Source organism: Bacillus sp. ISL-35 (assembly GCF_018613355.1).
Lineage (GTDB): Bacteria > Bacillota > Bacilli > Bacillales > Cytobacillaceae > Mesobacillus.
Window position 1 is genome coordinate 54,506 of the sequence record NZ_JAGGQK010000007.1, and the last position, 26,326, is coordinate 80,831.

The following is a 26,326-nucleotide window of genomic DNA, read 5'->3' on the forward strand; positions in this document are numbered from 1 at the left end:
CTGGCTTATAAGATGCCAGGTTTCTTTTTGGCCGAAATATAGTTTGTATACAAATTATATTTACACAAAATATTTATCGTGCTAAAATGATTTAAGGTAATTGAGGAGGTCACGCTCATGAATATGTCTTTGGATAAAGCAATCGGCTCAGCTTCGGTTCGGTTAAGCAAGAAGCTCACACGAATCATCAATCATCATTTGAAGCCTTACCATATTACGACTGAACAGTGGAGTGTCCTGCGCACACTGAACGAGTCTGATAAGATTTCACAAAAAGAATTATCGATCAGGTCAGACAAGGACCAGGCAACACTGACTAAAATCCTTGATCTCCTTGTAAAACAGGAAAATGTTGAAAGGGTCCCTAATCCACAGGACCGGCGTTCTTTTCTGGTGGAAATCACTCCAAAGGGCACAAAGCTTGTCGAGGAAGTGACTCCTTATATCGAGGAAATCTACGTGAAGATCACCCATGGTATTGATGCAGCCCATCTTGATATTTTCAAAGAAGTTTTATCCAATCTGGAAGACAATATTGCAGGACTCCTGGAGGAAAACAATTAGAAAGAAGGAATATAATGAACACTACATCCAAGTTGTGGACAGCAAAGTTTATGGCCATTCTTTTGATGGCTTTTTTATTTTTTATTTGCCTGCAGCTTTTGACTGCGGGCTTCCCTGCTTTCATTACCGACATTAAAAACAATCCGGCGCAGGGCGGTTTGATGACAACGGTATTCATGGTTGCGGCCATCGTCACCCGTTTCTTTGTCGCTTCCTTGATGCAGAAGATGGATTACAGGAAGTTGAGCCTCATTTCTCTCGGTCTGACAGCCATTACAGTTGCCCTAAGCTTCGGCCAGGATTCAGTCGCATTATTGCTTTTATTAAGAGTTTTTCATGGAATTGGTTTTGGGATCATTACAACGATCTTTTCGACTATGGCCACCAATATCATCCCTGCCCACCGTCTCGGTGAAGGAATCGGCTATTATGGGATGGCAACAAGTGTAGGGACAAGTCTCGGACCGATGCTGGCACTGGCCCTGCTCCAGGTTTTTTCTTTTAATATACTGATCGCGATTTCAGTCGGATTGACCCTGCTGATCATGATCTTGAATATCTTTGTAAAAAGCCCTCGAAAACCTGTCCCAGCAAAGCCACAGAAAATCAATTTCCGTGAGCATGCCTTTGACAAGGACGCCTTTACGCCGGCAATCCTGACCGCTTTCTTTTCGATTACGCTTGGCGGAGTCGTAAGCTTCCTAAGGGAACTAGGCAAAGAGGCTAACCTCGGGGCAACCATCTCCCTGTTCTTTCTTGTCCTGACGATTGTGATGGTCGTCATCAGGCCGGTATCAGGAAGAATGTACGATAAATACGGACATAAATTTATCATCTACCCTGCAGTCGCTTCAGGGATCATTGGATTGACACTTTTAGCTGTCACTCAAAATACATTAACCCTTTTAGTCGCGGCCGTTTTTTACGGTACTGCATATGGGACGGTAGCACCTACACTTCAGGCAATTGCGGTAAGCTCAGTATCAAAAGAGAAACAAGGTACCGCAAATGCGATGTACTTTTCCTCAATGGATTTGGGCATGGCTCTCGGGTCGGCCGGGCTTGGCCTGCTTGCTTCCTACACGAGCTATCACTTCATATACGGATTCTCGGTTATCTTTCTAGCTGGGCTCATGCTTGCCTATACCTTGATTTTCGTGATGAAAAAGAAACATAAGAAACAATTTGCTGAAACAACAGAAGAAATTGGCTTTTAAAAAACACGGTGGAATCATTTCCACCGTGTTTTTGGCTTTCATGGGATTCATATCTGATTTTCTGAAAGCGGGCTTTAGGTCCTGCTGTTTAATCCCTATCCCCATTCCTGACCTCATGCCTGCGGATATAAATCCACATCGAGATATAGGTCAAAAAGAGCAGAACAAGGAATACCGGCACAGATAATACATTCTGGATCAACAAATTCATCCACCTCTTTTACTTTAGGCTATCCAGTGGGAACGGAAATAATAAGTAGAAGATCACGGCAACCGGTATGGCAATGATCCAGGCGATGACTGGTTTTCGGTAATGAACCCATATGAAAACAAATAAAATCAGGTTGAGCCAAATATTATGCCAGCTATTCCAGCCATTGTCGTACACGAACATCCCTTTATGGGCAAATAATGCTTCTATAATGGAGTAAAAGACCACCCAGGTTCCCAGGTAGATCAGCTGATTTCTCCTTGTTGACGGAAACCGCTGAAGATAGATCATCAATCCGACCGGACATATGAAAAACGTGAATGCGATATTAATGATCGAGTGGTTCAGCCACTCAGCGGTAATTCCGCGGAAAGCCCATAAAGTGTAATTATAATACAGCGTATTGTAGAGCAGATTAATCATCATAAAAAAAAGAATCGTCGAGTACTGCTTCTTCCATTGGGACCAATCAACAAACTTATAAGCGAAAAAAATCCAGACTGCTATGACTAATAATAGATACATATTGCTTCTCTCCCCGTGAATCCTGATTTTATCAGTTATTTCCGGTGGACAGTTTTTTATACAAAAAAAGACCTGCACCATAAAATGAGCAGGTCACGCGATTGGATATTCAATTGATAAACAAAAACTTAAACAGTCTTTTCTGTTTCTGGTATTCTTTTTGCGCTTCTTCGATCGTGATTTCCTGGAAGCGGATTTTTGTCCTTGGCAATGCCTGGGCGAGAAGTGGAATATCAACAGAAATAACAGTGGCAATACGGGCATAGCCCCCGGTCGTCTGACGTTCTGACAGCAGGATGATTGGCTGCCCGTTAGATGGCACCTGGATGCCTCCGAGCGGGATGGCATCGGAAATAATATCGGAGCCGCCAATTGTCTCCAGCTTCGGCCCCTCAAGCCGGTATCCCATCCTATTGGATTGGCTTGACATTGTATACTCGCTGGCTAAAAATTGATTCATGGTCTTTTGAGTGAATTTACCAAGATGAGGCCCAAGAATCACTCTTATGTCCAGCTGTTTTTGGTATGAAGGGATTAAATCTTTATGTAAAAACCGTTTTTGCCTGACAAACGGGGTCCCAGATAATAAATCACCCGCTTCCAATGCCCGGCCGTGAAAACCGCCGAGCTGACCATTGATAAAGGTAGATTTGCTGCCGAGCACGAGCGGGACATCAATTCCTCCAGCAACGCCGATGTACGCCCTTGCTCCGCTCTTCACATCTCCAAATGTCAAAGTTTCTCCTTTTTTTAGAACGAAACTTTTCCACATCATTACTTCTTTGTTTTCCACCTTCGGCTGCAAGTCGCCGCCGCAAATGGCGATTGACACATCACTCAAAGCTTCAAGACCGGGACCGAGCATCGCTGCCTCCAGCCCTGCTTCACCTGGAAGGTTCCCCACAAGCAGATTGGCCATTCTTAATGAGTAAGTGTCCATCGCTCCTGATGGACTGATGCCGTATTGTTGATACCCTGACCTTCCTAAATCCTGGACTGTTGTCTGCAAGCCTGGTTTGATGACTTTAAAAAGAGGCTCTGTCATTTTGCATCCCAGCTTCTTCCTACTTCAATGCCTTCTGATAACAATGTTTCCTTCAATTTCACTGCAAAGTCAAGGGCCTGCGGCTCGTCTCCATGGATGCAGATGGTGTCGGCCTGGATGTCAATGTCTGTCCCATCAACCGCCGCGATTTTACCTTCCTTCACCATCCGAATGACTCTTTCCATTGCCAGCCTCTCGTCATGAATCATGGCATTAGCCTGGGAACGCGGTGTCAACGTTGCATCAGGCTGATAGGTACGGTCTGCAAACACCTCTTGCGCCACCTGCAGTCCTGCCTCCTTGCCCAACTTTACAAGGCAGCTCCCGGCGAGACCGAATAATACCAAATTGCTATCGACATCTGCCACAGCACGGGCAATCGCTTCCGCCACTGTGCGATTCTTTGCGGCTATATTGTAAAGGGCTCCATGCGGTTTCACATGGACGATGCTTGTATCGCAAGCCTTTGCAGCGGCTGCGAGCGCGCCGATTTGATAGACGGTAAGATTGTATATTTCCCTGGCGCTCATCTTGATTTCTCTGCGGCCAAACCCATGCAGGTCAGGAAAGCCAGGATGCGCGCCGATTTTCACTCCGTGTGCTTTCGCCATTTTTACCGTTTCCATCATGACATTATGGTCACCTGCATGGTAGCCGCAGGCGATGTTGGCCGAAGTGATATGCTTCAGCACTTCGCTGTCGTTGCCAATTTTAAATACACCGTAGCTTTCCCCTAAGTCACAATTAAGGTCAACCGAAACCACTTGCCTCACCTCTTTTCATACGTCTTGACCCGATAGGTGTCACCCATTTTTTTAATACTTAAAAACTGCTCCTTATTGATTGGCACAAATTTTATATAATGTCCTGAACTCAACAAGAACGGCTCTTTCTTTTTCGGTGAAAATAAATTAACAGGTGTTGTACCGATGATCCTCCATCCGGAAGGAACGTCAGCAGGGTAAATCCCCGTCTGGTTCCCGCCAATTCCGACAGCACCCGGTTTCACACTTTGTCTCGGCTTCTCCAGTCTCGGGACAGCCAGGTTTTCCGGAAGCCCTCCAAGATAAGGGAAACCAGGCATGAACCCCATCATATAGATGAGATATTCTCTATCCGCATGAAGGTCAATGACTTCCTGCTCCCCTAAACCATGATACTCTGCGACATACCTTAAATCCTCTCCGTACTCTCCTCCGTAACAGACCGGGATTTCATAAACAAGCTGCCTGTCTTGCCGGGATGTTCCCGGAGATAGATGTATCATTTTAAGTTGATTGATAAGCGAATCATAGAAAATGACATCTGGTTCATAATAAATCGTTAAGGTCGTGTAGGCAGGAACGCATTCAATAATGCCTTCGACCCTGGCCTGTTCAAGCTTTTTTAAAAATGCATTAATCTGTCTGTTAATCTTTTCATCTATTGTATCCCCAAAAGAAACGCGTACCGCCGAGTCACCCAGCGGCAAGATTTCAAAACGCATCTTTTCCTCCTTAAACTTCATGATTAATTATGCTGAAACACATGTCTCGACAATCACCTTCAAGGCCTTTGTCATCACATTCTGCGGCAAGGACGGCAAAGAAGGATTGCGGGCAGACATTTCTGTCGATGCCGGAAAATGGATAAAACCAGCTTTGATTGGCAGGTTATTTTTATGGATATGATTCAAAACCGCATACAATGTGTTATTGCAGATGAATGTACCCGCACTGTTCGAAATTGACGCCGGGATCTGCAGCTCCTTCAGGTTCTTTTCGATTAAACGGTTTGGCAACGTAGAGAATAAGCCATCCGGCCCTTCCTCATCAATCGCCTCATCCGTTGGGATATTGCCTCTATTATCAGGATAAGGATCACCTGAACCGGTATCCTTGATATTGATGCCAATCCGTTCAGGGGTTATTGCCGTCCTGCCTGCTGCGAGTCCACAGGAAATCACCACATCTGGCTGGGTTTCTTCAATTTTCTTGATCAGTTCTTCCGCACACTCGTCATAATTGACCGGCAGCAAAATCGTTTCGATTTCCACATTCTCCATCAAAAACTTCTCAGCTTCCGAAAGTAATTTTTCAGTAGGATTGATACTCATCTTTCCAAAAGGCTCAAAGCCCGAGATTAAAATTTTCATGAATGAACACTACTTTCTTTAGAGTTTTCGATTTTAACAAAGATCATTTATTATTATTCTACCAGAATATTAAGACTTTAATGAAATCTTATATGATTTTATTAATTGTAAACAAACCTAAGAAAATGTTCCTAAAAATTTTTATAATACCATTACTCTCTTTAAACAGTATTGAAACAGGGTCTTAATACTTCTCCGTTAATCTGACATTGTTACATAAAACATGCAGAGGAGATGGAGAAATGAAGAAAACATTAATCGGAACTGGATTTGCCTTAACCCTCATGCTCAGTCCTTTTCATCAGGCCTTTGCTGCGGAACCTACCACTGGGGAACTGAGACAGTTTGATACTGTCGCCCACCGCGGGGCTGCAGGTTATGCGCCCGAGAATACGATTGCCGCATTCGATAAAGGGCTTGAACTGAAAGCAGATTACATTGAACTCGATGTCCAGCGCAGTAAGGACGGGGAATTGGTCGTAATCCACGACACGACTGTCGACCGGACAACAGATGGTACTGGAAAAGTTGGCGATTTGACTTTAGAAGAGCTGCGCAGCCTTGATGCCGGGAGCTTCAAAGGCGAGCAATTTGCCGGTGAAAGAATCCCTACCTTTGAGGAAGTGCTTGACCGCTATCATGGAAAAATTGGTATTTTAATAGAATTGAAGTCACCGGAGTTATATCCGGGAATCGAAGAAGCTGTAGCACAGGAATTGAAGGAGAGAAACCTGGACAAGCCGCAGAATGACAAGATCATTCTCCAATCCTTCAATTTTGAATCAATGAAAAAGATGGATGCACTTCTTCCAAAAGTTCCGATTGGCGTCTTAACCTCTTCAAAACTTCACGCAACCGACGCTGCCCTGGAAGAATTCGCAGCCTACGCCGATTTCTTCAATCCAAGCTATGGCCTCGTTTCCAGAGAGCTTGTCGAAAAGGTCCATAGTCTCGGGATGGAAATTCAGTCCTGGACGGTACGAAGCCCTGAATCGGCACAGTTCCTGATTGATATGAAGGTAGATGGTATTATTACGGATTATCCGGATTATGTAGACCCACGAAACTAAACTAAAAAACCTGTCCTTCTAGGATAGGTTCCTTTGTTTGGTTGGTTGCGGTGACTTAATTATGACAAAAGAGGGATTTTTTTGTTTTTATTTTTCTTTAAAAAAGTTTAGAAACCTGAGTTGATTGGAGTGGAAGGCGCGAAGACTCCTCGAAAATGCTAACGCATTTCCTTCGTGCGTGGGCAGGTTCAAGGAAGCCCATCAATGTCCTGCGGGCTCAGCTGGACAGGTGAGACCCCGCAGACGCCAACGGCGGCGAGGAGGTTCAGCGCCAGCCCCGCGGAAAGCGAAGTGCCTGGAACGGAAATCAACGTACCATTTTTATAAGTTGTCCTAAAAAGAAAGAGGGTGCCCAAAAGTTTATACTTTTTGGACACCCCCTTTTTATATTTTCAAATATTTAATATCGAAATTAAATTTATTAATTATTTTTCAATTAAATATTTACATTTTTAATTTCAACAAATAAAATATAGTTAATCACCGCTGAAAGGAGGCAGTCATGGCATATCCTGTCTTAACTAATTGTCCCGTTTGCAGCCAAACTCTTAAAATTACCAAGCTGCACTGCAATCATTGTGATACGACAATCGAAAATGAATTCGAACTTTCAAAGCTCGCTTCTTTAACAAAGGAACAGCTTCAGTTCATCGAAATCTTCCTTGTATCCCGCGGAAATATTAAAGAAGTGGAAAAAGAGCTCGGAATTTCCTATCCGACTGTCCGTGGAAAGCTTAACGATATTATCATTGCACTTGGATATGACACTCAAAAGAAAAGTGAGCTGGATGAGAAGAAAATCGTTGCAATGCTGGAGAAGGGTGAAATATCACCAGAGGATGCAATCAAACTTTTAAAAGGTGAATAGGGGGAATTTTGATGAGTGAAGAAATTTCAAGAATTTTAACGATGGTCCAAGAAGGAAAAATTGATTCAGAAAAAGGTGCCCAGCTGATTGCTGTACTCAAGGAAAAAGAAACACCTGCTTTATCCCAAAAACAAAATAAATACTTAGATAAAACACTAAAAATCCGTATTGTGTCCAAGGAGAATGACAATGTGAACGTCAATGTGCCAATCAAACTGGTGAAGGCGCTTCTCAAAACTGGGTACAGCATCGCTGCAGGAATTCCTCAATCCCAGCAATACGTCAAAGACCTTGATATCAATATGCTGATTGATGCAATTGAAAATGAGCTGGATGGGAACATCGTCGACATCCAATCGGCAAATGGCGATACAGTTAAAGTCGTCATTGAGTAAAGCATATGATGAAAATCAAAATCAAAACGAATAAAGTCGCATTTTCCCTCCCTGTCCCGTACACAATCTTAAGAGCTGTCAGTTCGATTCTTGCATCTAAAAGATTCAAGAGCCAGATGCATAAATGGGCAAACCAGGATCTAGAACGTAACCAAGTTCCCGCCGTGCTTTTCACTACCATACTAAACAAGCATCTGATGAACGAAATCATCCGCGAACTGGGTAAGCATAAAGGGACTTTGCTTGTTGATGCAAAATTGCATGATGGTACTGAAGTGCTTGTGAAATTATGAAAAGCAAGAAACCCTGGCTCCGTTTCTTCCGAAGGCAGGGTTTCAACCGATATTAGAACAGCTTTTCAAAACAAACATATAATTCATGTCCCTCCGGCTTTCCGTCCATCCTGACAGTACCGGTCTGCTTATATCCTCTTTTTTCATAGAATCCAACTGCCCCCTTGTTTCCGGAGTATGTATCCAGCCGGAGTGCAGGATATCCATGGTCTCTGGCAAAGTCCTCGGCAAATTGAAGCATCTTGCTTCCAAATCCTCCGCCCTGTGCGGCAGGGTCGACACAAAACGAGTGAAGAACAAGCGGCTTCCCATCTGTATCGGTCCAGTTAGCCTTCTCCCATTCAGGAGCCTGCCATTCGTCGAGAACCATCACTCCAATCGTGGCCTCTCCTTTTTTCATCACGAACAGCTCTTCCCCCTGCATCGCATTTTCAAAATACTCATGGTTTGGATATTTCTCATCCCATTGCAAAATGCCTCTTGATTCAAGATATTCCTTGCAAATTGCAAACATTTCGCCAATTACAGGCAAATCGTCTTCTGTTGCACGTTCGATCTGTTCTTCTGCCATCTCGCTGCTCCTTGCTTTCCTATTCGCTGTCAGGTGTCATGTTAAAGAAGTTGGCGCTTTTGTCATTTTTCTTTGCATCTTTTTTCTCTTTATTCATTTTCCCATCTGATTCATAGCTTCGTTTAAACTGAACTTCCTTTTTTTGTCATGTCGGTCCCTCCCAGTTTGATACCAGAACAGCACGATTTGCTATCCCTTCCTGACATAGTTTCTCAGAAGCTAGTTTGTGCCGTTCTTTACCTCTAAATGCATAAAAGCACCGGTTTTTCAATAAACCGGTGCTTTCAGTTCAGTATGCGAAGTTGTGATTGCCAATTTGTGTTGTGACTGTTCTTGTAAAAATCCATTGATTTGTGGCAAGATTCGGATTGTAGTAATAAACAGATCCACCGGAAGGGTCCCATCCAAGCAACGCATCCTTCACGGCATTGTAAGCTATGTAATTTGGCTGAAGCTGATACTGTCCATCATGTACCGCGGTAAACGCGTTCCTTTGGAAGATGACGTCGTAAACTGTATCCGGGAAATCCTTCGATTCCACCCTGTTTAAAATGACGGCTGCAACTGCTACCTGGCCCTGGTAGCTCTCTCCCCTTGATTCGCCGTTCACGACATGTGCCATCATTTCAATCTCATTGATCAATTGGGTTGTCCGCGGTCCCATTCCTCCGGTTGTTTCCAGGCCAAAGTCCCTTTGGAACGCCTTGACCGCTTCAGTGGTAACGGGACCATAATAGCCGGTAGTTTGATCATTGAAATATCCCAGCTTCTTTAAAATGGATTGAACATATGTAACCTCTGAACCTGCCGATCCCATTTTGATTTCTGCAGCCTTTGTTTCAGGCTGTCCAATACCCAGGACCGCTAAAATGACTGCTGCTGCAGCCAAGCTCTTTATGTACTTCTTCAAATCCTCCACTCCCGTTCTTTTATTATAGGCAGTACGCCTGCCGATGCAGTTTTCCTCCACACCTCCCATTTCTATTCCTTATGAAAGTTCCCTAATTTCCGAATGGAAAACTCGTCCAAAAGAATGGAAAACTTTAAACGGAGTGGTATAAATTTCTTATTTCCGTATCCTTTTGGTCCATTCAATCGTTTTAAAGCATATATAAAAATATTTAGCTTTACGAAATTTTGCAAATATCCGATAATTTGGGTATAAATAAAAATTCATCAGAAACCGAGAGGCACAAATTATATGTTGAGAAATAAAAATGTTTGGATTTTATTGACTGGTGAGTTTATTGCCGGATTAGGGCTGTGGCTTGGCATCATTGGAAACCTCGAGTTTATGCAGGAGAAGATTCCTTCTGACTTTTTAAAATCGCTGCTCCTAGCTGCAGGTTTGCTTGCCGGTATTGCAGTTGGGCCGCTTGCCGGAAGGTTGACGGATCAATACAGCAAAAAGGCTGTCATGCTGATCTCAGGGTTCGTCCGGGTGATCAGCGTCGCTTTTATGCTGATAGCGATCGAAACAGGATCAATATGGTGGATGCTCGTCTTCCTAGTGCTGCTGCAAGTATCCGCTGCGTTTTACTTTCCGGCGCTTCAGGCGGCGATTCCCCTTGTTGTAGGCGAGAAGGATTTATTGCAGCTGAACGGCGTCCATATGAATGTATCAACACTGTCTCGAATCATCGGAACTGCAGCGGCTGGAATCCTGCTGGTGGCCATCCCATTGAATGCCGTCTATCTCCTGTCTATGGCTGCCTATCTTGTCCTTTTTGGTCTCACATGGTTTTTACAATTTGAAGAAAAGAAGACAAACATTGCGGTCACAGGAAACCAGAAACAGGGATTCAAGGAGGTCTTCCCTGTTATCTTAAAATTGCCGATCGTCATGATGACCTTGATTTTGACCTTGATTCCGCTCATATTCCTAGGAGGCTTCAACCTGGTCGTCATCAATATCAGTGAACTTCAGAATAGCGCGGCTATCAAAGGCTGGATCTATACTGCAGAAGGTCTCGCATTCATGACCGGAGCGTTTCTGATTAAACGGATCAGCCATAAGTTCTCACCTTATAAAATCCTGTTTTCCAGCTCGATGCTGATCGGCTTATCGCAGTTGATGCTGTATTTTGCCAATCAGCCAGTACTGACGATCGTCGCCTTCCTGATGTTCGGTTTTTCCGTTGGCTGCTTCTTCCCGACAGCCGCGACGATTTTCCAGACACGGGTACCGAAGGATTTCCATGGTCGTTTCTTCTCGTTCAGGAACATGATGGACCGGGTCTTCTTCCAGGTCGTCCTGCTCGTAACCGGATTCCTGCTTGACGCAGTCGGCCTCCAGAAGATGAGCATCATTTTTGGCATATTGGCCATTTCCATGACGGCAGCCTTTTTCATAAGGTCACGGAATTTAAGAGCGGTTGCTGATCACGAACAGAGTATAAGCTAATCAACTTTTATCCGAGGCTACTTCTAAAGTAAGGCGGCTTTTCCTTTCATTGAGGAATTTTTTCCTTTGTGTGTGGGCTATGATGGACACTTTTTTCCTTCATCCTCGTATTTCTGTCCGTCATCGAAGTTATGACGGACATTTTTCTCTCCAAATGCATATTTTCTGTACCTCATCGAGCTTATGACGGACACTTTTCTCTTCCAGAATCGCATTTCTGTCCGTCATCATGGTTATGACGGACACTTTTCTCTTCAAAAGAATATTTCTGTCCGTCATCGATGTGATGATGGACAATTTTCACTTCCATTCTCGTATTTCTGTTCCTCATAAAAAAACAGGCATTAACCTCGCACGGTTGATGCCTGTTATGAACTATAACCCTATTCACATTTATGCCCTCACGAATTTGATAAAAGCTGATCCACGAGCTCCATCGCTTTTTGCAATCTTTCTTCATAGCTTCCGCTGATTGTCTCATATTCTACTCCGCGCTCATCCAGCATCCTTTTCAATGTTTCGTTATTTGCTTCCCGTACAGCTTGTTCACCGAAGCTTCTTGTTCCATCATCAACCCATTCAACATCCGGTTCGAGGAACAGCCATAAATCATAGTTTTGGATGCTGGCAAGCGTGTCCAATACCTGCTGATGCTCGTTTACATACAGCATCGAAAAATATTGGGTGACTATGGCTTCTGTATCGATGAATAATACTTTATTCGCTATTTCCAGCTGCTGTTTTTCACGGTATTTGTGTTCGATGGCGATTTCAGGAAAATCTGCTGGCAGGGTGATTGTTTCGCAGTCTCCGAGTCTTTCGTAGTATGTGCGGCCTGTTTCCTCTACAAACACTGTATTGTAGAGGGCAGCAAGATTCCGGACAAGCGTGGATTTTCCGCAGCTCTCTGTTCCGACAATGACGACCTTTTTTACAAAGAAAGGCCTGACCTGATGAGGCAGCATTCCCCAGTACTTCATGGCCCCATCCTGTCTGATGGCTGTTGCCGAAACCGGATAGTTCTCGCGTGCAGCATCAATCACCCTATGCTCCGCTCCTGGATATAGAACATCAAAGTATTTGCTATAACCTGGTTCTGAACTGAATACCACATCAATTTCTTTTCCAATCGCACCCTTGATTTTGTCCGCCCCTTTTTCCCAATCAGAAAATTGTCCTGTCTGGATTTCTTCTATGGCATGAACCTGGACATGTGCCAGGTCCTTCGTCAGCTGCTTCCACCATCTGATACGCTGTTTAAAAGGAATATAAGGAATTCGGGCGTCCTTAAAAAGGATATTTTTTTCATACTCTGTATCATAGGAAACAATGACATGAAGTTCATCAACCATTGTACTAGCTTTAATCATTGCGTAGACGTGTCCAAGGTGGACAGGGATAAATTTGCCCCCATACATCCCTACTTTGCCAAACGTCATGCTGCAGCCCCCAAATTCTGATCCTTAGACATTTTCGTCCAATTAATATAACCGTAGATCGAGTTCACCAGGAACGCGGACCACATGACGAGCATTGAAATATCATTGCCCCCGGTCGATACCAATGCCCCAATCCACAGGATGATGGACAGGATATTGACGGAAATCCACAGGGCCCACTGCTCAGCAAAACGCTTCAGCATCAAAATCTGGGCAGAGACCGACAGGACATTTGTAGCCGAATCGATCCAGACGCTCTTGCCTCCAAGGTATTGCAGGAAGAAGCCATAAGCGACTATTGTAACTGCGATGATTGCAAGAAGCTTAATCCAGCCTTCCTTTGTAAGGCGCTGGACAGGGATATCCTCTCCATTGACGCTCTCATTGTCTTTAATTTGATTCTTTTTCCACATATAAAGTCCGATGAACTGTACCGGGAAGTAGAACAGGCCGTTCAGCATTGCCTCTCCATACAGGCCATATGTATAGGAAATATAGGCATATGTAGAAGTCTGGATAATACCGAAATAATAGTTTGTAATTTTCCCTTTCGCCACAAGCACAACACACAGCATCCCTGTAATCGAAGAAATCAGTCCCAGAAGCGAATCCTTCCATGCGAAAAACAGGTAGATGTTGACCGCTGTAAAAATTAACAGCCAGCTTTTTTCAAATGCTGTCCAATCCTTTAATACCTTCATTTTATACACTCCCCGCAAATCTTCTTTATTTTTCCATATTTAATTCAACAAAACTGATCATTTTCCTTTTTATATAGATATATATGTAATTCATTTTCCACTAAGCCGTGAAAATTTTTAAAGTAGCAGAACGACTCATGGTCCATTTTTTGACACTATAATATTTGAAACATCTTAATTGACGTCAACTCTTTCTAGGAGTAATCTATTACTGCTTACAAATAGTAACCAACTACATCTTTGGAGGAATGAATATGAACTCAACCGAGACAGGCCTAGCCACGGTAATCCGTGAACGCCGTTCAGTCAGAAAATATGATACAAATTTTAAAATTTCGCGCGAAGAAATTTTAGACATTTTAAAAGAAGCTACCCTGGCACCATCTTCTAGCAATCTGCAGCCATGGAAGTTCATTGTGATCCAGGACGAGGCTGTCAAAAAGGAATTAAGGGCGATTGCCAATAATCAGGAACAGGTGGAAACTGCATCTGCAGTCATCGCTGTCCTTGGTGACAGGGAAATGTACCGAAATAGTGAAAAGGTGTACCGCAGTTCTTTCGAAGCTGGCTATATGGACGAAACAACAATGGGCAGAATGATTGAGAACTCTAACAAATTATATCCTTCTGTCCCAGTTGACATGAGAGAAAACATCGCATCTTTTGATGCTGGTCTTGTAACCATGCAGCTTATGCTGATAGCAAAAGCCCGCGGCTATGATACTGTTCCAATGGGCGGCTTCAACAGGCAGCAGTTCATTGAAAAGTTCAACATTGAAGATCGTTATATGCCATCCCTGCTGATCGCCCTGGGCAAGGCAGCTGCACCTGGACATAAGACAACTCGCTTGCCAATCGAGGAAGTTGTCGAATTTATTTAAGAACAAGGCTCTTTTCTCAAACTTTGTTGCTATTGAATACAAAATTGGATTGAATGAGCTGTTTACCCTTGTAAAGAAGACGCTTTTTATGAGAAAAGAGCATGTAAACTTTATACCGACCACCGCAATATGTATCTATTACGTTAAAATCGGCTTTAGGATTTTAACAACAATCTTTACGAAAACAGCCAAGAACAAAAAGAACTAGTCATCACCGACTAGTTCTTTTTTGACTATTTCTTTGGAATTTCACAACCATCGTCGTCGCAAATCATTCCATCATCGTTGTTCAAAATAGTGATTTCGCTCTCAGCGATGACTTTTTTCAATGACTGAACGATGACATCAGTAGGTTGGGCACCAGTAATTGCATACTTCTTGTTGATCAGGAAGAATGGCACACCCGTGATTCCATACTGCTGGCCAGTGCTTTCATCAGCACGGACTTCATCGGCCATTTCATTGCTTGCGAGCATTTTCTCTACAGCGTCACGATTCAGTCCGACTTCCCCTGCCAAATTCGCCAGTGTTTCATGGTCCCCAATATGCTTTGAGTCCGTAAAGTAGGCACGCAATAGCCTTTCCGTCATCTCAGCCATTAACCCATGCTTTTTCGCGAACATCGTCAAGCGATGGGCATCGAATGTATTGGTTAGGATCAGTGTATCGATATTGTATTCCAGGCCGGATTCCTTCGCCATCTGTACCATGTTTTGCGTACTCGCTTTTGCCTGGGCAATGCTCATCCCATATTTCTTTGAGAGAGCTTCATACATGTTATAATCTATATCCCGCTCCATGTTCGGATCAAGCTCGAAGCAGCGGTACGTTACTTCTATCGGGTGGTCAATCTGTTTAATAGCGTCATCCAGACGCCTTTTGCCAATATAGCAGAATGGTCAAGCAAAGTCAGTCCACATTTCAATCTGCATCCCGGATCCCTCCTGTCGATTATTTCACATTATAGTATAGGTGTTAATCTAGTAAATTACACGAAATCCGACTCAGCAGCTACTATCCCGTTCAATTGCTGTTTCTTATTCTATTTCATATACCAGCCAGTCAGATTGCTTCCCGCCCATTTTATTGTACAATCCCTGGGCAGCAAAATTATCCTTACCCGTTTCCCACGTCATATAGGCAAAGTCATTCTCCCTTATAAAGGCCAGGCATTTTTTAAAAAGCTTCTCACCCACTTTTTCTCCTCTGGCAGATTCTTTGATAAATAAATCATTCAGGATGGCTGCGCGTTTAACTTGCAACGTGCTAAAAGTAAAATACAAGGTGGCGAACCCCAGCAGTTCTCCTTCTTTTTCAGCCACAAACTGCAAACCCGAGTCGGGATGTTCCAACAGATGGTGAATCAGGTTTTTCAGTTCTGTTTCATCAGGTGCCGGCTTTTTGTAAAAATCAACTATGTATTGATTCATCAGTTCGAATAACTCTGGTATATCCTTTTCTTCTACATTACGGTACACAATCTCAGCCATTTTCTATTTCCCCCAGTCACACATTTTTCTCAAGGCTACTTTCCATTTCTCTTTTTCAATAGGAAAATCCTTCTTATCTGATTCAACATAAAAAAGCTGCCGAGGCAGCTTTTGATTCATTATGCATTCTGTAAGTGCTGGATTTCCTTGAAGGCCTGATGAAGATTGGATTTCACCATGATTCCTTCCAGGTTCAGTCCAAGCGTCACCATCGTATGGGCAACCTCTGGACGAATACCGGTCATGATGGTTTTTACGCCGACAAGTGAAAGGGCACTGATGACTTTAAACAGCTGATCGGCAACCATGGTATCTACAATCATGACGCCGGAGACATCAAAGATAAGATGAGTCAGCTTTAATTTCACTGCCTGATCCAGTGTCTCTTCCATCAATAGCTGAGCTCTTTCTGTATCCACATTTCCGACAAGAGGCAGGACACCGACTCCTGGCATTAACGGAACAACTGGTACTGAAAGTTCAAGCAATGCTGTTTTGGCATTTTCAAGACTCTGTTGATGCGCTTCAACAAATGTAAGGCTGAAACTGTAAATCGCATGATCCATCAATGGGTCAATAACATCCAAAACATCAAAGAAGACAGCAGCAGGCATATCCTTTGCTTCTTCTCTTATCGCTTTCCAAAGATGTTCACGATAAAAGGTTGTATCTTTCAAAGCTTCATCAAGAGAGGCACCCAGCTTATAAATATATTCGCCGGTTTCTTTTCCCCAGTTTGTCAGTTTATCGAATACTCTCTTTGGATCTTCATGCTCGATCAAAGCTTCCCCGAACAGTTCAACGAAATTTGCCCTGACCTCAAGGATTTGCTGTTCAATTTTACCAAGGTCATATTTCTGTGCTTCCGTTAATACGGCGTCAGAGTATCTGTCTTCATGGACAGACTTTGCAATTTGATGCTTCCTGCTGATAATGGCTTCCCCTAATGCTTGCAGTTCTTTAGTCATAATGATTCCTCCATGTGTTCTATGACGATGATCATCTATATATCCAAACTCACATATTCCAAATTACACTGTTATAAACCATCATAACGCAGGATAGGAATACAGGACAAGTTTTTGAACCTACTGCTGTTTTCGTTATCATTATTTTATGTAATTTTATAAAAAGGATTGCAGCCACAATTAGTTAATAGATGGAAGCAATCCTTTTTTATAGAAAAATGCAATTAAATCCATCGCTGGTTCCGGCAATTTTTTAGGAAAGCGCTCATGGGTATAAAATTTATAAAAGGCCGTCTTCAGGTCCTTCCATTGGGAGCATTCCTTCGTCTGCCGAAATCTTGCCACATCAATAAGCTTGATGTCATTATCAGGGGTGATGAGGATGTTCCTCAGATGGATGTCGGACGGGTTAAGACCTTTCTCCCTGGCCAGTTTTAGGGCATGATCGACTTCCTCAATATGGTATGGAGAAATCGGTTTTCCATTTACCAGGCATTGATAGAGCGTCAATCCACGGACATAGTCGATGACCAGGTAATTACTTCCTGATTCATGAAGCTTAGGGAAAAACCTGCTTCCTGCAAGCTGCTGATAGACTGCTGTCTCTTCTGCGGCAATCTTGTAAAACTGTGGAAAAAAGACTTTCAAAACCAAATCCGTGCCTTTAATCAGGAATGCGAAAGCACTCCTTCCCTCTCCAATCAGCTTTAATGAAGGGGCTTTATGAACCAAAGCTACTTTTGATCCTCGTACTGAATAAACAACACTCTTTGCCAGATGTTCATATTGGTTCATTTTCCCTGCTCCTTTCTAATTTTATATGACTTGAAGAATCCCTTATTCCGCGAAGCGCTGCCTCCCACCCCTGGGTGGAGTTCACGGCTCGCCGTTTAATGGTTTGCCGTTCATTTTTTCACGACCTTAATCATGTCTTCATCCCAGCTTTCTATTCCCTGCTTGAATACAAGCTTTGTTTTAAAGTGGTAAGAAATATGCTTATTTGAGGGAGGAACATCCGCTGGGAGCTGGAACGTGAATGGAACTTCATCATCCCCGTCTGGCTGGATCCTCGTCTCTACGTCGATTGATATTTTATCCAATTCATCTTCTTGTTCTGTCTTCAAATCAACCATGACAAGGCTGCATTCAATATGCTGCAGTTCCTGGGCAACCGTCCCGCCCTTGATCAAAAACTTACCATTCACCGAATCTCCGGGGGTTAGAACATCCTTCTTCAAAATCAAGTCGATCTGGGCTGATCCCACACCCAGCAGTGACATGTACTTTCTTAATAACATGCTGTTCCTCCGTAATCGTAACTTTTTTAGATTCATCGTGCGATAACTTCATTCTGGTCAACTCACTTTTTAACATTAAGCTGCATGGATGTTGTTGACTCAAGTAGCTTTTACACACCGATATTTCAATTTATGTTAAAAGCCAGCAAATGCGTCTAGCTGCTTTATAAAAAGGTTCCTATTATCATAATATTTTTCGCTTCCACTACTTTATGTGACCGAAACCTTCCTGTCGGCGCTTTTTCGGGCAGATATTCCCTCTTTATGTGACCGAAGTCTTCCTGTTGGCACTTTTTCGGGCACATATAGGACGGAATGGCTTTACCATAACCAAAAAAGATTAATAAAAAACCTTCACCTGCTCTGGTGAAGGTTAAAAACAATAAAAGACCTTCACCATATTTGGCAAAGGTCTTGCTAACAACGATTGTTGCCAACAAAGCCGGGAGTGACCTCCGGAATGACGACTCTGTTGTAAAAGCTACTCCCCTTTAGGAGAACTATTCAAATTTATACTATCATGGTACATAAAAACCTGAAGTCCGTCAAATTTTCTAATTGTATCCGATTTGGCCTCGATTGTACCTGTTAATCTACTTTCCGTTTTTCTCTTTGTTTGAATTACCTTTGCTGTTATCATCTTCCTGCTCGTCTTCTTCCGCTTCTTCATCTTCCTGCTTCTCTTTATTTTTCTTAGCTTCTTTGGCCTTAGTTTCTTCTTTGGCTTTGGCTTTCGCTTCCTCTTTACTCTTCTCTTCAGCTTTTTTCACTTCTTCTTTTTGCTTTTCTTCAGCCTTCTTTTTTGCTTCGCGCCTTTGTTCTTCCGCTTTCTTTTCAGCTTCAGCTTTCTTTTCTGTAACCTTCACAGCTGCTTGTTCAGCTTTCTTTTCTGCACTTGCTTTTTTTTCTATTGAATGTGAAGCAGTAGTTCTCGTATCCGCGCCGGCAACCGAAGCCGCTGCAGTATTAACCTGGTCAGTCGAATCAGGCTCTACATTTCCTTCTTCAGTATCCGTTCCTTCATCCTGATTTACTTCTTCAATATTCGTTTCTTCAGCCTGATTTGCTTCTTCAGAGCCCTCATCTTCAGAACTCTCAGCATTTTCATCTGTATCCGTTTCTTCATCGACTGAAGATTCTTTTTTGCCTGATGCGAGTCCTTTCATCTTGGACGGGTGGACACCCAGCTTCTTGGCTGCCTGTCCAAAGCCAACCTTTTCCTCAGTATATAAAACAGCAATCTCTTCTACTGTCTTGCCAGCTGCCTCTGCAAGCCAGAAGATTTGTGCGATTTGCCCGTATCCCAGCTCCTGTTCACGCAGCTGGGATACCATTTTCTGATCAAGATCCTTTACTACGTTCGCAACGACCTTTGCTTGTTCTGTTGCTTCTGCAACTTCTTCCTTTAATTCATTTTCAAGTTCTTCGGTAAGCCCTTCCTCAAGATTAGCTGCATTTTCCAACTCTTCTGTCAGTCGGTCTTCTCCATCGGAATCGGTCCCGTCTTCAACTATGACCTCCGTGACCTTCTCTTGCGCTTCTTCAAGCGTTTCTAAATAATCTTTAAACGCCTCTTGTACGAATTCTGTCTTTTCCTCCTCTGACATAGCTGCCGCCTCAGCCAGCCTCTCGTTCGCAAACTCTAAAAGCAGCTCGGCTTCCTTTTCATCATCAAAGGTGATTAAAAGCTTCAATTCTTCAAATAATTGATCAAACGTAAATAAAAACTCGTCTGGTGTCGTTCCGGGATCTACAGTTTCTACAACTTCCTCTGCGGATACTCCCGTACCAAAAGCAAGCAGTCCTGTCAAAACCGTTGATGCGAAAAACTTTTTCATTCCAATTTCCCCCACTTATATATTGGAATCAAAATCAAAAAAGTGCTGTCCGAAGAGCAGCACACATAAATCTACTATGTGAACCTTCGGCAACTGGCTGGCATAGTCATGACTTTAGCCCCTGTAGTTTTGCGTCCCCAGGTTTCCCTGGATTTGCCTTTATCGGATTTTAATTCTACTTTTATCATACTTATTCGACAGAAAAAAATAAATAAAAATTTTCGGAGTTTGCCGCTAACTCACTTCGCTTCCCCGCCGAACTTCCCTTCCTGGTAATCGCGGTATGCCTGACGGATTTCTTCCATTGAATTCATGACGAATGGGCCGTAAGCAACAACTTCCTCTTTGATCGGCTGGCCGGAGTAGACCAACACTCTTGAGCGCTTATTCGCTTTAAAAGTTAATCCGCTTAAGCCTTCCCCGCCATCCTTAAAGGTTAACGTGGCTGCTGAAGACTTTTTAAGGTTGACCTGGCTTTCACCAGCTTCAATTTCACCTGATAGTACATAAAGGAACGCATTATGCCCTTCTGGCAGCTCATATGTGAATTCAGCACCTTCAGACAGGCGGATTTCAGATAAGGCAAATGGCACCAAAGGTTCCATCGGTCCCTTTACACCGGCGGTTTCTCCTGAGTAGACCTTTAGTGTGCCGCCATCGAATGGGACAACAGGCGCCTCTTCGTTATAAACATTCTGATAAGAAGTGGTTGTGCCTTTCAGCTCTCCAGGCAAATTCAGCCATAACTGCAGTGTATGGGCAATATCGTGGTCAACCGCTTCCTCGGCATGCCTCGCTCCGCTTCCGGCGTTCATGTACTGGATATCCCCTGCTTCAAGAATGCTGTGCCCTCCATGGTTATCGATATGTTCCAGTCTGCCGTCAATGACAAACGTAATCGTTTGGAAGCCGCGATGTGGGTGATCGGAAAAAGTACCGCGCTTGAACCAGTCCTCAGCCATTAGAATGAACGGATCCAATTCCCTCCACTCCTGCGGGTTCAGTACCAGCCCCGCCTGCACATGGGGCATGCCTCTCTCTTCATATTGAACGGTCCAATGCTTTTTTATATCTCTTTTATACATTTTTATAACCCCTTTCCAGGAACTTCAATTTTCTCAGGACGTTTTTACCTTTTCAGTTTCATTAAATTATATCAATCAAAGGAATTATTTTAAAACAAAGATACTTTAACATGAGATAAATTCATCTCCTCCAGCTCCCAAGTGTCAAACTAGTATTCTAGAAAAATTCTATTGTGAGAAGGTCTTTCATCCTATATAATATACAATTGGCTTTAAAATATCGTGGTTCGTAACCATCCCACGTAAAAAAACTAGGAGAGATGAAAATGAATACGAGAACGGTTGTCCGAAACGGGATTCTGGCTGCATTGTATATCGCCGTTTCTGCTGTCATCCAGCCATTCGGCTTTACCAATGTACAATTCCGCGTATCGGAAATGTTCAACCACCTGATTGTTTTTAACAAAAAGTATTTCTTCGGAATTGTGTTGGGAGTATTTTTAACAAACCTGCTCTTTTCCCCGATGATGGCTTATGACCTTGTATTTGGCGTTGGCCAGTCAGTGATTTCTTTGTTGATTACGATCTTCACTTCTAAATATATCAAAAATATCATCGGCCGTATGATTGTGAATGCTCTGGTGTTCACCTTCACGATGTTCCTTATCGCGCTTGAACTGAATCTCGCATTTCAGATGCCGTTCTTGTTCACATGGCTGACAACAGCCGCGGGTGAATTCATCGTAATGGCTGTCGGCATTCCAGTGATGCTCGCGATCCATAAACGAGTGAACCTCGAGAAGTTGGTATGAATGAACAAACCGCATGGGTTTAATCCATGCGGTTTTTATATGGTTTGCAAGCCATTATTTTCGATTGTGCTTAAGCCGTTTATATATGTACACACTCTTTTTTCCGTCTTTTCGCCTCATACATTCTCGCATCAGCCATGGCCATCAATTCTTCCATCCTGCCCGCGGAGGCGCTGGTGCAGGCATAGCCAATAGATAAACCGATTGGGCAAGTTCGGTTTTTTTGATTATACAGATCAATCGAGGTCTGGATGAATTCAATGAGATTTATGATTTCCTTCTCGTTTTTCCGAAGTATAAGAATGGCGAATTCATCCCCGCCCATCCGTGAAACGAAGATTTCATTAGACTCAAAAGAAGCCAGCAGTTTTGCTGTTTCAATCAAAAGCCTGTCGCCCTGTTTGTGCCCAAAAGAATCATTCGTGGTTTTCAGATTATCCAAGTCGCACATAATGATGCCCGCAGATATGGTCTTTTTATTATATGAATCTGACTGTTTTTGGAAGTAATGCCTATTATGGATCCCGGTTAATGCATCATGATTAATCCGGAACTCCAAGTCTTCCTGGAGCTTGACTTTATCATCAATATTTCGGATGATTCCCTGAATGGCAATCAGCTGGTCGTTGTGATAAACCGGACTTGCGTATTCTTCAAACCAGAGGTACTCTCCTTCATGATTACGCCACCTCTGAAGAATCGGCTGGCAATAATCAAGATTGCCTGTCACCTTGTCATGCAGCTGGTCCACATCATCCGGATGCGATCGTTCAAAGCAGTCATACGGATTTCCCATAGCCGCCTCTACAACCCCTCCTCCCAGATACGTGTCCAGGGACGGACTTATATACTTGAATTTAAATTCCGGCTTAACCTGATAATAATAAATGACGTCCTTTGAACTTTCGACAAGCCTGGCAATCCGCTGTATCTGATCCAGCCCCTCATCCTGTTTCGGCCTTTTCACCCTTGAACGCAGAAGGAAACCTAAACCCAACCCAGCAACTGCTCCTAAAATGAAATCCATTAAAACATCCATCCCCTGTATGTACTTGATGCCACTTCCCATATACTGGATTTTACCATAAATGGAAGGATAGAAATATAGATAAATGTTGAATTCAAACTATTTTTCTCTCTAGGCCATCCTCCTCTCTGTCTATTTCCTATCAGCCTTGAGTCCTATATGAAAATCTGTCTCTGGCTCATTATGGCTTTTTCATTCAAGGGATAAAATGGAAATATCACAGAGAAGATTTCTATTATGACACTCTAGATTATCAGCGTAGGTATTAATATAGAAACTTAATTATATTTTTACAAATTTATAGTTATTTTTTCCTATGAATGTGTGTATAATCTGTTTTTGGGTGAATAAAATAGAAATTTTTTACAATCTTATTTTAAGATAATTTTAGGAGGATTTTATGAAGTTATTAAGGTTTATCATTCAAAGAAAGATTTTAGTCAGTTTGATGGTGGTGTTAGTTTTATTGATTGGCAGCTTTTCAGTTTTGAAGCTGGATAAAGAGCTGTTGCCTTCGATCCAGATGGATGGAGCATATGTGGAAATCAATGCCGGGGAGATGCCGGCGATCGAAGTGGAAAGAACGATTACCACCCCGCTCGAAAAAAAGATACTTGGTATTGAAGGCATCGAGAAAATTGAGTCGACCAGCAATATCGGGAGCAGCTCTTTGCAAATGACGATTGAACGCGGAAAAGGCGATGAGGTTTTCAAGGAAGTGGAATCTGTCGTTAATAATGAAACCTCCGACCTCCCAGGTGTCAAAGATGTAATAGCTGCCCAATACGGCACAAGCCAGGCGTACGATTTCTTCATGGATGTATCTGGTTCCGATATGGAGAAGATGACTGCCTTCGCAAAGAACATCCTGGAACCACGGCTGGAAGACCTTCCTGAAGTCCGTGACGTCTCGCTTTCTGGAAGTGTGGAAAAAGAAGTGACTGTAGAACTCAAAAGAAATGAACTCACGAAAAAAGGGCTGGATGCAGCACAGGTAATGGGCGCGATCCAGCAGGCAAACACTGAGGCCACATTAGGCCAGCTAAGCAATGAAGCGAATTCTCCCTCTTTGAGGTGGAACACACAGCCCGAATCAGTCGAAAAAATAAAGAACCTTCATATAGCTTCACCGAATGGCAATATCAAGCTTTCTGAGGTCGCTGACGTTTCGGTACAGCCGCTGGAAAACTCCTCGCTTGTCTGGAAAAATGGTTCGAAAGATTTCATCTTTGTCCAGGTCGGCAGGGTTGCAGATGCGACACAAATCGAAATGGCTGATGCTGTTCGCAAGGAAATCAAGAAAATCCGCGAAGAAGGCTTGCTCACCGGGGACCTTGAACTGAATGAAATGGTTGCCCAGGCAGATTATGTGCAAGAATCTATTGATGGAGTCACAAGCAATATTCTGATAGGAGCTGCTATCGCTGTCGCCATCCTCCTTCTATTTTTGAGGAATGTCCGCGCCACGCTGATTGTCGGACTGTCTATCCCAACATCGGTACTGCTCACCTTCGCTGCCATGTGGATGTTCGGATATAGCTTCAATATCCTGACACTGATCGGCCTGGGACTCGGAATTGGGATGATGGTAGACTCGTCCATCGTGATCCTGGAGTCCATTTATCGTAAAAAGGAACTTGGTCTGAAGAACATGGAAGCTGTCATTGAAGGAACAAAAGAAGTCGCGACCGCCGTGCTGGCATCGATGATGACGACTATTGTTGTATTCCTTCCAATCGGCCTTTTAGGCGGTGAGATGGGCTCATTCATGATCATTCTCTCAGTCGTTGTCGCGATTACACTGATCAGTTCAGTCATCGTTTCCTTCACACTGATCCCGTCTTTATCCGATAAGTTCTTAAAGCTGAAAAAGAAAGAAAAAGTGAAGAAGGATGGTCCGCTCCTTCGTTTTTACAGCAATCTCATCTCATGGACCATCAGGAAAAAGCGCCACAGTTTTGCCATCATCGGCCTGTTCTTCCTCATGCTTGCCGGCTCGATGATGCTGGTGACGAAAATTCCGATGACAATCATGCCGGATATGCTGAATCGTTATGCTGAAATCATGGTTCCTGTTGAGCCAGGTTTGAGCCTCGAAGAAAAGCAGGACATCGTAACTGAAATGAATAAAGCCCTGGAAGGCATCACAGATGTCGAGACAAATTATGTGATGGATTCAGGGAACATGATGTATACCATTGTCAACATGACAAAGGGTGATGATATTACCCGGGATCAAAAAGAAGTGAATGAAGAAATTCTGAAAGCACTGAGGAATCTCGAAGACACAGTTCCAGTCAAGGGAGCCCAGGCTGCCATGTCAGCTGGCGGCGGATCTCCAGTCCAAATTAACATTTCCGGAGAAAGCGTTGAAGAACTCCAGAAGATTGCCGATGGTTTTACAGGAAAGCTTGCTGAAATCGATGGAATTGTCGGGATTGAGAATTCTATTGAAAGGACTTCTGTTGAACAGGTAGTCCAGCTGAAGGAAACCGAAATCGAAGAAGCAGGATTATCCCAGCTGCAAATCAAGCAATTCATCGAACAGTCTCTCATGCAGATGCCGATTGGCGAGCTGACAATCGATGAAGAAAATATCCCTTTGAAACTGAAGTGGGATGACGAAACAGCCACAAAGTCAGCCTTGCTCGATCTGATTGTCCCAACACCAACTGGCGAGAAAAAGCTGTCAAACTTCATTTCCTTAAAAAGTGAGGAAAATCCAAACGAGATCAAGCATAAAGACGGAGAACGCTTCATTTCCATCTCTGCTGATATTGAAGGCAAGGATCTTGGCGCGATCAACCGTGATGTCCAAAAGCTGATGGACCGCTATGATGTGCCGGCCGGTTACAGCATCACACCTGCTGGTGACATTGAGCAGCAGCAGGAAATGATCCAGGACATGATTTTGATCTTGGCGATCTCCATTTTCCTTGTCTACCTAGTCATGGCTGTCCAGTTCAATCACCTTGGCCACCCGCTGATCGTGATGTCGGTTATCCCAATGACGATAGTCGGCGTCATCCTTGGATTGTTCCTGACCCAGCGTGAACTGAGCGTCATGTCAGGCATGGGCATCATCATGCTGATTGGAATCGTCCTGAATAACGCGATTCTATTGATTGACCGCACCAACCAGCTGCGCAATGAAGGGTATACTGTCCAGGAAGCACTTGTTGAAGCAGGAAAGAACCGCATCCGCCCTATTTTGATGACAACACTGACAACAGTTGGCGGTATGCTCCCATTAGCCCTGGCAACAGGAGGATCAGGAAACTATCAGGCACCGATGGCTACTGCCATCATTACCGGACTGAGTTTCGCTACCCTTATCACCTTGTTGTTGATCCCGGCTGTATACCGCATCTTCACAAGAAGTGCGGAGAAACGAAGCATGTTCAGCAGGAAAGTTAGGAAAAGCAAGACTTCCATTACTCCTGCTCCGAAAGCAGTGAACTAAAAAAGAAGGCAAAACGGTTTCAATCGTTTTGCCTTCTTTTTTATGTATTTCATAAGCACTTATGCTGTTTAAAATATTCCGCCCGCC

At 43.5% G+C, this 26,326-nt stretch carries 28 protein-coding genes and 2 riboswitches; of the genes, 10 read left to right on the top strand and 18 right to left on the bottom strand.

Going from position 1 to position 26,326, the window contains the following annotated elements:
• Nucleotides 1–117 precede the first annotated feature (117 nt).
• Both J7E38_RS11680 and J7E38_RS11685 read left to right on the top strand, forming a co-directional pair.
• Complete coding sequence (locus J7E38_RS11680; protein ID WP_214707486.1) at nucleotides 118–564, top strand: MarR family winged helix-turn-helix transcriptional regulator; 447 nt, start codon at nucleotides 118–120, stop codon at nucleotides 562–564.
• 14 nt (nucleotides 565–578) lie between these two features.
• Entirely contained in the window at nucleotides 579–1,781 is a 1,203-nt protein-coding gene (locus J7E38_RS11685; RefSeq protein WP_214707488.1) for an MFS transporter, read from the top strand.
• A 220-nt stretch (nucleotides 1,782–2,001) separates the two neighbouring features.
• On the opposite strand, the gene J7E38_RS11690 is transcribed toward J7E38_RS11685, so the two are convergent.
• From J7E38_RS11690 to J7E38_RS11710, 5 genes are all read right to left on the bottom strand, one after another.
• Nucleotides 2,002–2,517: a CBO0543 family protein gene (locus J7E38_RS11690; protein WP_214707490.1), complete on the bottom strand. Its 516-nt coding sequence runs from the start codon at nucleotides 2,515–2,517 to the stop codon at nucleotides 2,002–2,004.
• A gap of 109 nt (nucleotides 2,518–2,626) precedes the next feature.
• Entirely contained in the window at nucleotides 2,627–3,562 is a 936-nt protein-coding gene (locus tag J7E38_RS11695; RefSeq protein WP_214707492.1) for a 5-oxoprolinase subunit C family protein, read from the bottom strand.
• The gene (locus tag J7E38_RS11700) at nucleotides 3,559–4,326 is read right to left on the bottom strand and encodes a LamB/YcsF family protein (RefSeq protein ID WP_214707494.1); all 768 of its coding nucleotides are present in this window, start codon (nucleotides 4,324–4,326) and stop codon (nucleotides 3,559–3,561) included. The genes J7E38_RS11695 and J7E38_RS11700 overlap by 4 nt, the downstream gene beginning before the upstream one ends.
• Nucleotides 4,327–4,331: 5 nt before the next feature.
• Nucleotides 4,332–5,048 carry a 5-oxoprolinase subunit PxpB gene (pxpB, locus tag J7E38_RS11705; RefSeq protein WP_214707496.1) on the bottom strand — a complete coding sequence of 239 codons (717 nt, stop codon included), beginning with the start codon at nucleotides 5,046–5,048 and terminating at the stop codon, nucleotides 4,332–4,334.
• A 27-nt stretch (nucleotides 5,049–5,075) separates the two neighbouring features.
• On the bottom strand, nucleotides 5,076–5,696 hold the full coding sequence (locus J7E38_RS11710) for a pyroglutamyl-peptidase I (protein WP_214707499.1): 621 nt from the start codon (nucleotides 5,694–5,696) through the stop codon (nucleotides 5,076–5,078).
• A 242-nt stretch (nucleotides 5,697–5,938) separates the two neighbouring features.
• On the opposite strand from J7E38_RS11710, the gene J7E38_RS11715 reads away from it, so the two are divergent.
• The 4 genes from J7E38_RS11715 (at nucleotide 5,939) to J7E38_RS11730 (ending at nucleotide 8,322) form a co-directional block, all read left to right on the top strand.
• Nucleotides 5,939–6,766, top strand: coding sequence for a glycerophosphodiester phosphodiesterase (locus J7E38_RS11715; RefSeq protein WP_214707501.1), 828 nt, complete (start codon nucleotides 5,939–5,941; stop codon nucleotides 6,764–6,766).
• Between the two features lie 502 nt (nucleotides 6,767–7,268).
• Nucleotides 7,269–7,634 carry a DUF2089 domain-containing protein gene (locus J7E38_RS11720; RefSeq protein WP_214707503.1) on the top strand — a complete coding sequence of 122 codons (366 nt, stop codon included), beginning with the start codon at nucleotides 7,269–7,271 and terminating at the stop codon, nucleotides 7,632–7,634.
• Between the two features lie 11 nt (nucleotides 7,635–7,645).
• Complete coding sequence (locus J7E38_RS11725) at nucleotides 7,646–8,029, top strand: SHOCT-like domain-containing protein (protein ID WP_214707505.1); 384 nt, start codon at nucleotides 7,646–7,648, stop codon at nucleotides 8,027–8,029.
• A gap of 5 nt (nucleotides 8,030–8,034) precedes the next feature.
• Nucleotides 8,035–8,322 carry a hypothetical protein gene (locus J7E38_RS11730; RefSeq protein ID WP_214707507.1) on the top strand — a complete coding sequence of 96 codons (288 nt, stop codon included), beginning with the start codon at nucleotides 8,035–8,037 and terminating at the stop codon, nucleotides 8,320–8,322.
• Between the two features lie 52 nt (nucleotides 8,323–8,374).
• Here J7E38_RS11730 and J7E38_RS11735 read toward each other — a convergent pair whose 3' ends face one another.
• Nucleotides 8,375–8,893, bottom strand: coding sequence for a GNAT family N-acetyltransferase (locus J7E38_RS11735; protein ID WP_214707509.1), 519 nt, complete (start codon nucleotides 8,891–8,893; stop codon nucleotides 8,375–8,377).
• A gap of 289 nt (nucleotides 8,894–9,182) precedes the next feature.
• Nucleotides 9,183–9,803 (bottom strand): cell wall hydrolase, encoded by a 621-nt coding sequence (locus J7E38_RS11740; RefSeq protein WP_214707511.1) that lies wholly within the window; start codon nucleotides 9,801–9,803, stop codon nucleotides 9,183–9,185.
• 291 nt (nucleotides 9,804–10,094) lie between these two features.
• Here J7E38_RS11740 and J7E38_RS11745 point away from each other — a divergent pair, with 291 nt between their 5' ends.
• Nucleotides 10,095–11,297 (top strand): MFS transporter, encoded by a 1,203-nt coding sequence (locus J7E38_RS11745; protein ID WP_214707513.1) that lies wholly within the window; start codon nucleotides 10,095–10,097, stop codon nucleotides 11,295–11,297.
• Nucleotides 11,298–11,698: 401 nt separating this feature from the next.
• Here the strand turns inward: J7E38_RS11745 and nadR are convergent, their stop codons facing one another.
• Together nadR and pnuC are read right to left on the bottom strand one after the other, a co-directional pair.
• Nucleotides 11,699–12,736, bottom strand: coding sequence for a multifunctional transcriptional regulator/nicotinamide-nucleotide adenylyltransferase/ribosylnicotinamide kinase NadR (nadR, locus tag J7E38_RS11750; RefSeq protein WP_214707515.1), 1,038 nt, complete (start codon nucleotides 12,734–12,736; stop codon nucleotides 11,699–11,701).
• Entirely contained in the window at nucleotides 12,733–13,437 is a 705-nt protein-coding gene (pnuC, locus tag J7E38_RS11755; RefSeq protein ID WP_214707517.1) for a nicotinamide riboside transporter PnuC, read from the bottom strand. The genes nadR and pnuC overlap by 4 nt, the downstream gene beginning before the upstream one ends.
• A gap of 254 nt (nucleotides 13,438–13,691) precedes the next feature.
• Here pnuC and J7E38_RS11760 point away from each other — a divergent pair, with 254 nt between their 5' ends.
• The gene (locus J7E38_RS11760; protein WP_214707520.1) at nucleotides 13,692–14,318 is read left to right on the top strand and encodes a nitroreductase family protein; all 627 of its coding nucleotides are present in this window, start codon (nucleotides 13,692–13,694) and stop codon (nucleotides 14,316–14,318) included.
• Nucleotides 14,319–14,551: 233 nt separating this feature from the next.
• Here J7E38_RS11760 and J7E38_RS11765 read toward each other — a convergent pair whose 3' ends face one another.
• From J7E38_RS11765 to J7E38_RS11800, 8 genes are all read right to left on the bottom strand, one after another.
• The gene (locus tag J7E38_RS11765; protein ID WP_214707963.1) at nucleotides 14,552–15,205 is read right to left on the bottom strand and encodes a DsbA family oxidoreductase; all 654 of its coding nucleotides are present in this window, start codon (nucleotides 15,203–15,205) and stop codon (nucleotides 14,552–14,554) included.
• Between the two features lie 150 nt (nucleotides 15,206–15,355).
• On the bottom strand, nucleotides 15,356–15,808 hold the full coding sequence (locus J7E38_RS11770) for a GNAT family N-acetyltransferase (protein WP_214707522.1): 453 nt from the start codon (nucleotides 15,806–15,808) through the stop codon (nucleotides 15,356–15,358).
• A gap of 119 nt (nucleotides 15,809–15,927) precedes the next feature.
• The gene (locus J7E38_RS11775; RefSeq protein ID WP_214707524.1) at nucleotides 15,928–16,776 is read right to left on the bottom strand and encodes an STAS domain-containing protein; all 849 of its coding nucleotides are present in this window, start codon (nucleotides 16,774–16,776) and stop codon (nucleotides 15,928–15,930) included.
• Nucleotides 16,777–16,956: 180 nt separating this feature from the next.
• On the bottom strand, nucleotides 16,957–17,571 hold the full coding sequence (locus tag J7E38_RS11780) for a hypothetical protein (RefSeq protein WP_214707526.1): 615 nt from the start codon (nucleotides 17,569–17,571) through the stop codon (nucleotides 16,957–16,959).
• 110 nt (nucleotides 17,572–17,681) lie between these two features.
• The gene (locus J7E38_RS11785; protein ID WP_214707528.1) at nucleotides 17,682–18,074 is read right to left on the bottom strand and encodes a sporulation protein; all 393 of its coding nucleotides are present in this window, start codon (nucleotides 18,072–18,074) and stop codon (nucleotides 17,682–17,684) included.
• A 164-nt stretch (nucleotides 18,075–18,238) separates the two neighbouring features.
• The gene (locus J7E38_RS11790; protein ID WP_214707530.1) at nucleotides 18,239–18,514 is read right to left on the bottom strand and encodes a hypothetical protein; all 276 of its coding nucleotides are present in this window, start codon (nucleotides 18,512–18,514) and stop codon (nucleotides 18,239–18,241) included.
• A gap of 153 nt (nucleotides 18,515–18,667) precedes the next feature.
• On the bottom strand, nucleotides 18,668–19,912 hold the full coding sequence (locus tag J7E38_RS11795) for a DUF5667 domain-containing protein (protein WP_214707532.1): 1,245 nt from the start codon (nucleotides 19,910–19,912) through the stop codon (nucleotides 18,668–18,670).
• A gap of 85 nt (nucleotides 19,913–19,997) precedes the next feature.
• Nucleotides 19,998–20,080: riboswitch (cyclic di-GMP riboswitch) on the bottom strand.
• A 71-nt stretch (nucleotides 20,081–20,151) separates the two neighbouring features.
• The gene (locus J7E38_RS11800) at nucleotides 20,152–20,997 is read right to left on the bottom strand and encodes a pirin family protein (RefSeq protein WP_214707534.1); all 846 of its coding nucleotides are present in this window, start codon (nucleotides 20,995–20,997) and stop codon (nucleotides 20,152–20,154) included.
• 216 nt (nucleotides 20,998–21,213) lie between these two features.
• A riboswitch (PreQ1 riboswitch) is annotated at nucleotides 21,214–21,258 on the top strand.
• A 5-nt stretch (nucleotides 21,259–21,263) separates the two neighbouring features.
• Here J7E38_RS11800 and J7E38_RS11805 point away from each other — a divergent pair.
• A complete protein-coding gene (locus J7E38_RS11805; RefSeq protein WP_214707535.1) occupies nucleotides 21,264–21,749 on the top strand; it encodes a QueT transporter family protein in 486 nt (161 codons plus the stop codon).
• Between the two features lie 79 nt (nucleotides 21,750–21,828).
• Here the strand turns inward: J7E38_RS11805 and J7E38_RS11810 are convergent, their stop codons facing one another.
• Complete coding sequence (locus J7E38_RS11810) at nucleotides 21,829–22,776, bottom strand: sensor domain-containing diguanylate cyclase (protein ID WP_214707537.1); 948 nt, start codon at nucleotides 22,774–22,776, stop codon at nucleotides 21,829–21,831.
• Nucleotides 22,777–23,176: 400 nt separating this feature from the next.
• Between J7E38_RS11810 and J7E38_RS11815 the strand changes: the two genes are divergently transcribed.
• Nucleotides 23,177–26,239, top strand: coding sequence for an efflux RND transporter permease subunit (locus tag J7E38_RS11815; RefSeq protein ID WP_214707539.1), 3,063 nt, complete (start codon nucleotides 23,177–23,179; stop codon nucleotides 26,237–26,239).
• The last annotated feature ends 87 nt before the right edge of the window (nucleotides 26,240–26,326 follow it).

Excerpts from the sequence above, each read along its gene's own strand:
- J7E38_RS11680 (WP_214707486.1), top strand. The coding sequence starts at position 118 with ATGAATATGTCTTTGGATAAAGCAATCGGCTCAGCTTCGGTTCGGTTA.
- J7E38_RS11685 (WP_214707488.1), top strand. The coding sequence starts at position 579 with ATGAACACTACATCCAAGTTGTGGACAGCAAAGTTTATGGCCATTCTT.
- J7E38_RS11690 (WP_214707490.1), bottom strand. The coding sequence starts at position 2,517 with ATGTATCTATTATTAGTCATAGCAGTCTGGATTTTTTTCGCTTATAAG.
- J7E38_RS11695 (WP_214707492.1), bottom strand. The coding sequence starts at position 3,562 with ATGACAGAGCCTCTTTTTAAAGTCATCAAACCAGGCTTGCAGACAACA.
- pxpB (WP_214707496.1), bottom strand. The coding sequence starts at position 5,048 with ATGCGTTTTGAAATCTTGCCGCTGGGTGACTCGGCGGTACGCGTTTCT.
- J7E38_RS11710 (WP_214707499.1), bottom strand. The coding sequence starts at position 5,696 with ATGAAAATTTTAATCTCGGGCTTTGAGCCTTTTGGAAAGATGAGTATC.
- J7E38_RS11715 (WP_214707501.1), top strand. The coding sequence starts at position 5,939 with ATGAAGAAAACATTAATCGGAACTGGATTTGCCTTAACCCTCATGCTC.
- J7E38_RS11720 (WP_214707503.1), top strand. The coding sequence starts at position 7,269 with ATGGCATATCCTGTCTTAACTAATTGTCCCGTTTGCAGCCAAACTCTT.
- J7E38_RS11725 (WP_214707505.1), top strand. The coding sequence starts at position 7,646 with ATGAGTGAAGAAATTTCAAGAATTTTAACGATGGTCCAAGAAGGAAAA.
- J7E38_RS11730 (WP_214707507.1), top strand. The coding sequence starts at position 8,035 with ATGATGAAAATCAAAATCAAAACGAATAAAGTCGCATTTTCCCTCCCT.
- J7E38_RS11735 (WP_214707509.1), bottom strand. The coding sequence starts at position 8,893 with ATGGCAGAAGAACAGATCGAACGTGCAACAGAAGACGATTTGCCTGTA.
- J7E38_RS11745 (WP_214707513.1), top strand. The coding sequence starts at position 10,095 with ATGTTGAGAAATAAAAATGTTTGGATTTTATTGACTGGTGAGTTTATT.
- nadR (WP_214707515.1), bottom strand. The coding sequence starts at position 12,736 with ATGACGTTTGGCAAAGTAGGGATGTATGGGGGCAAATTTATCCCTGTC.
- pnuC (WP_214707517.1), bottom strand. The coding sequence starts at position 13,437 with ATGAAGGTATTAAAGGATTGGACAGCATTTGAAAAAAGCTGGCTGTTA.
- J7E38_RS11760 (WP_214707520.1), top strand. The coding sequence starts at position 13,692 with ATGAACTCAACCGAGACAGGCCTAGCCACGGTAATCCGTGAACGCCGT.
- J7E38_RS11770 (WP_214707522.1), bottom strand. The coding sequence starts at position 15,808 with ATGGCTGAGATTGTGTACCGTAATGTAGAAGAAAAGGATATACCAGAG.
- J7E38_RS11775 (WP_214707524.1), bottom strand. The coding sequence starts at position 16,776 with ATGACTAAAGAACTGCAAGCATTAGGGGAAGCCATTATCAGCAGGAAG.
- J7E38_RS11780 (WP_214707526.1), bottom strand. The coding sequence starts at position 17,571 with ATGAACCAATATGAACATCTGGCAAAGAGTGTTGTTTATTCAGTACGA.
- J7E38_RS11785 (WP_214707528.1), bottom strand. The coding sequence starts at position 18,074 with ATGTTATTAAGAAAGTACATGTCACTGCTGGGTGTGGGATCAGCCCAG.
- J7E38_RS11795 (WP_214707532.1), bottom strand. The coding sequence starts at position 19,912 with ATGAAAAAGTTTTTCGCATCAACGGTTTTGACAGGACTGCTTGCTTTT.
- J7E38_RS11800 (WP_214707534.1), bottom strand. The coding sequence starts at position 20,997 with ATGTATAAAAGAGATATAAAAAAGCATTGGACCGTTCAATATGAAGAG.
- J7E38_RS11805 (WP_214707535.1), top strand. The coding sequence starts at position 21,264 with ATGAATACGAGAACGGTTGTCCGAAACGGGATTCTGGCTGCATTGTAT.
- J7E38_RS11810 (WP_214707537.1), bottom strand. The coding sequence starts at position 22,776 with ATGGATTTCATTTTAGGAGCAGTTGCTGGGTTGGGTTTAGGTTTCCTT.
- J7E38_RS11815 (WP_214707539.1), top strand. The coding sequence starts at position 23,177 with ATGAAGTTATTAAGGTTTATCATTCAAAGAAAGATTTTAGTCAGTTTG.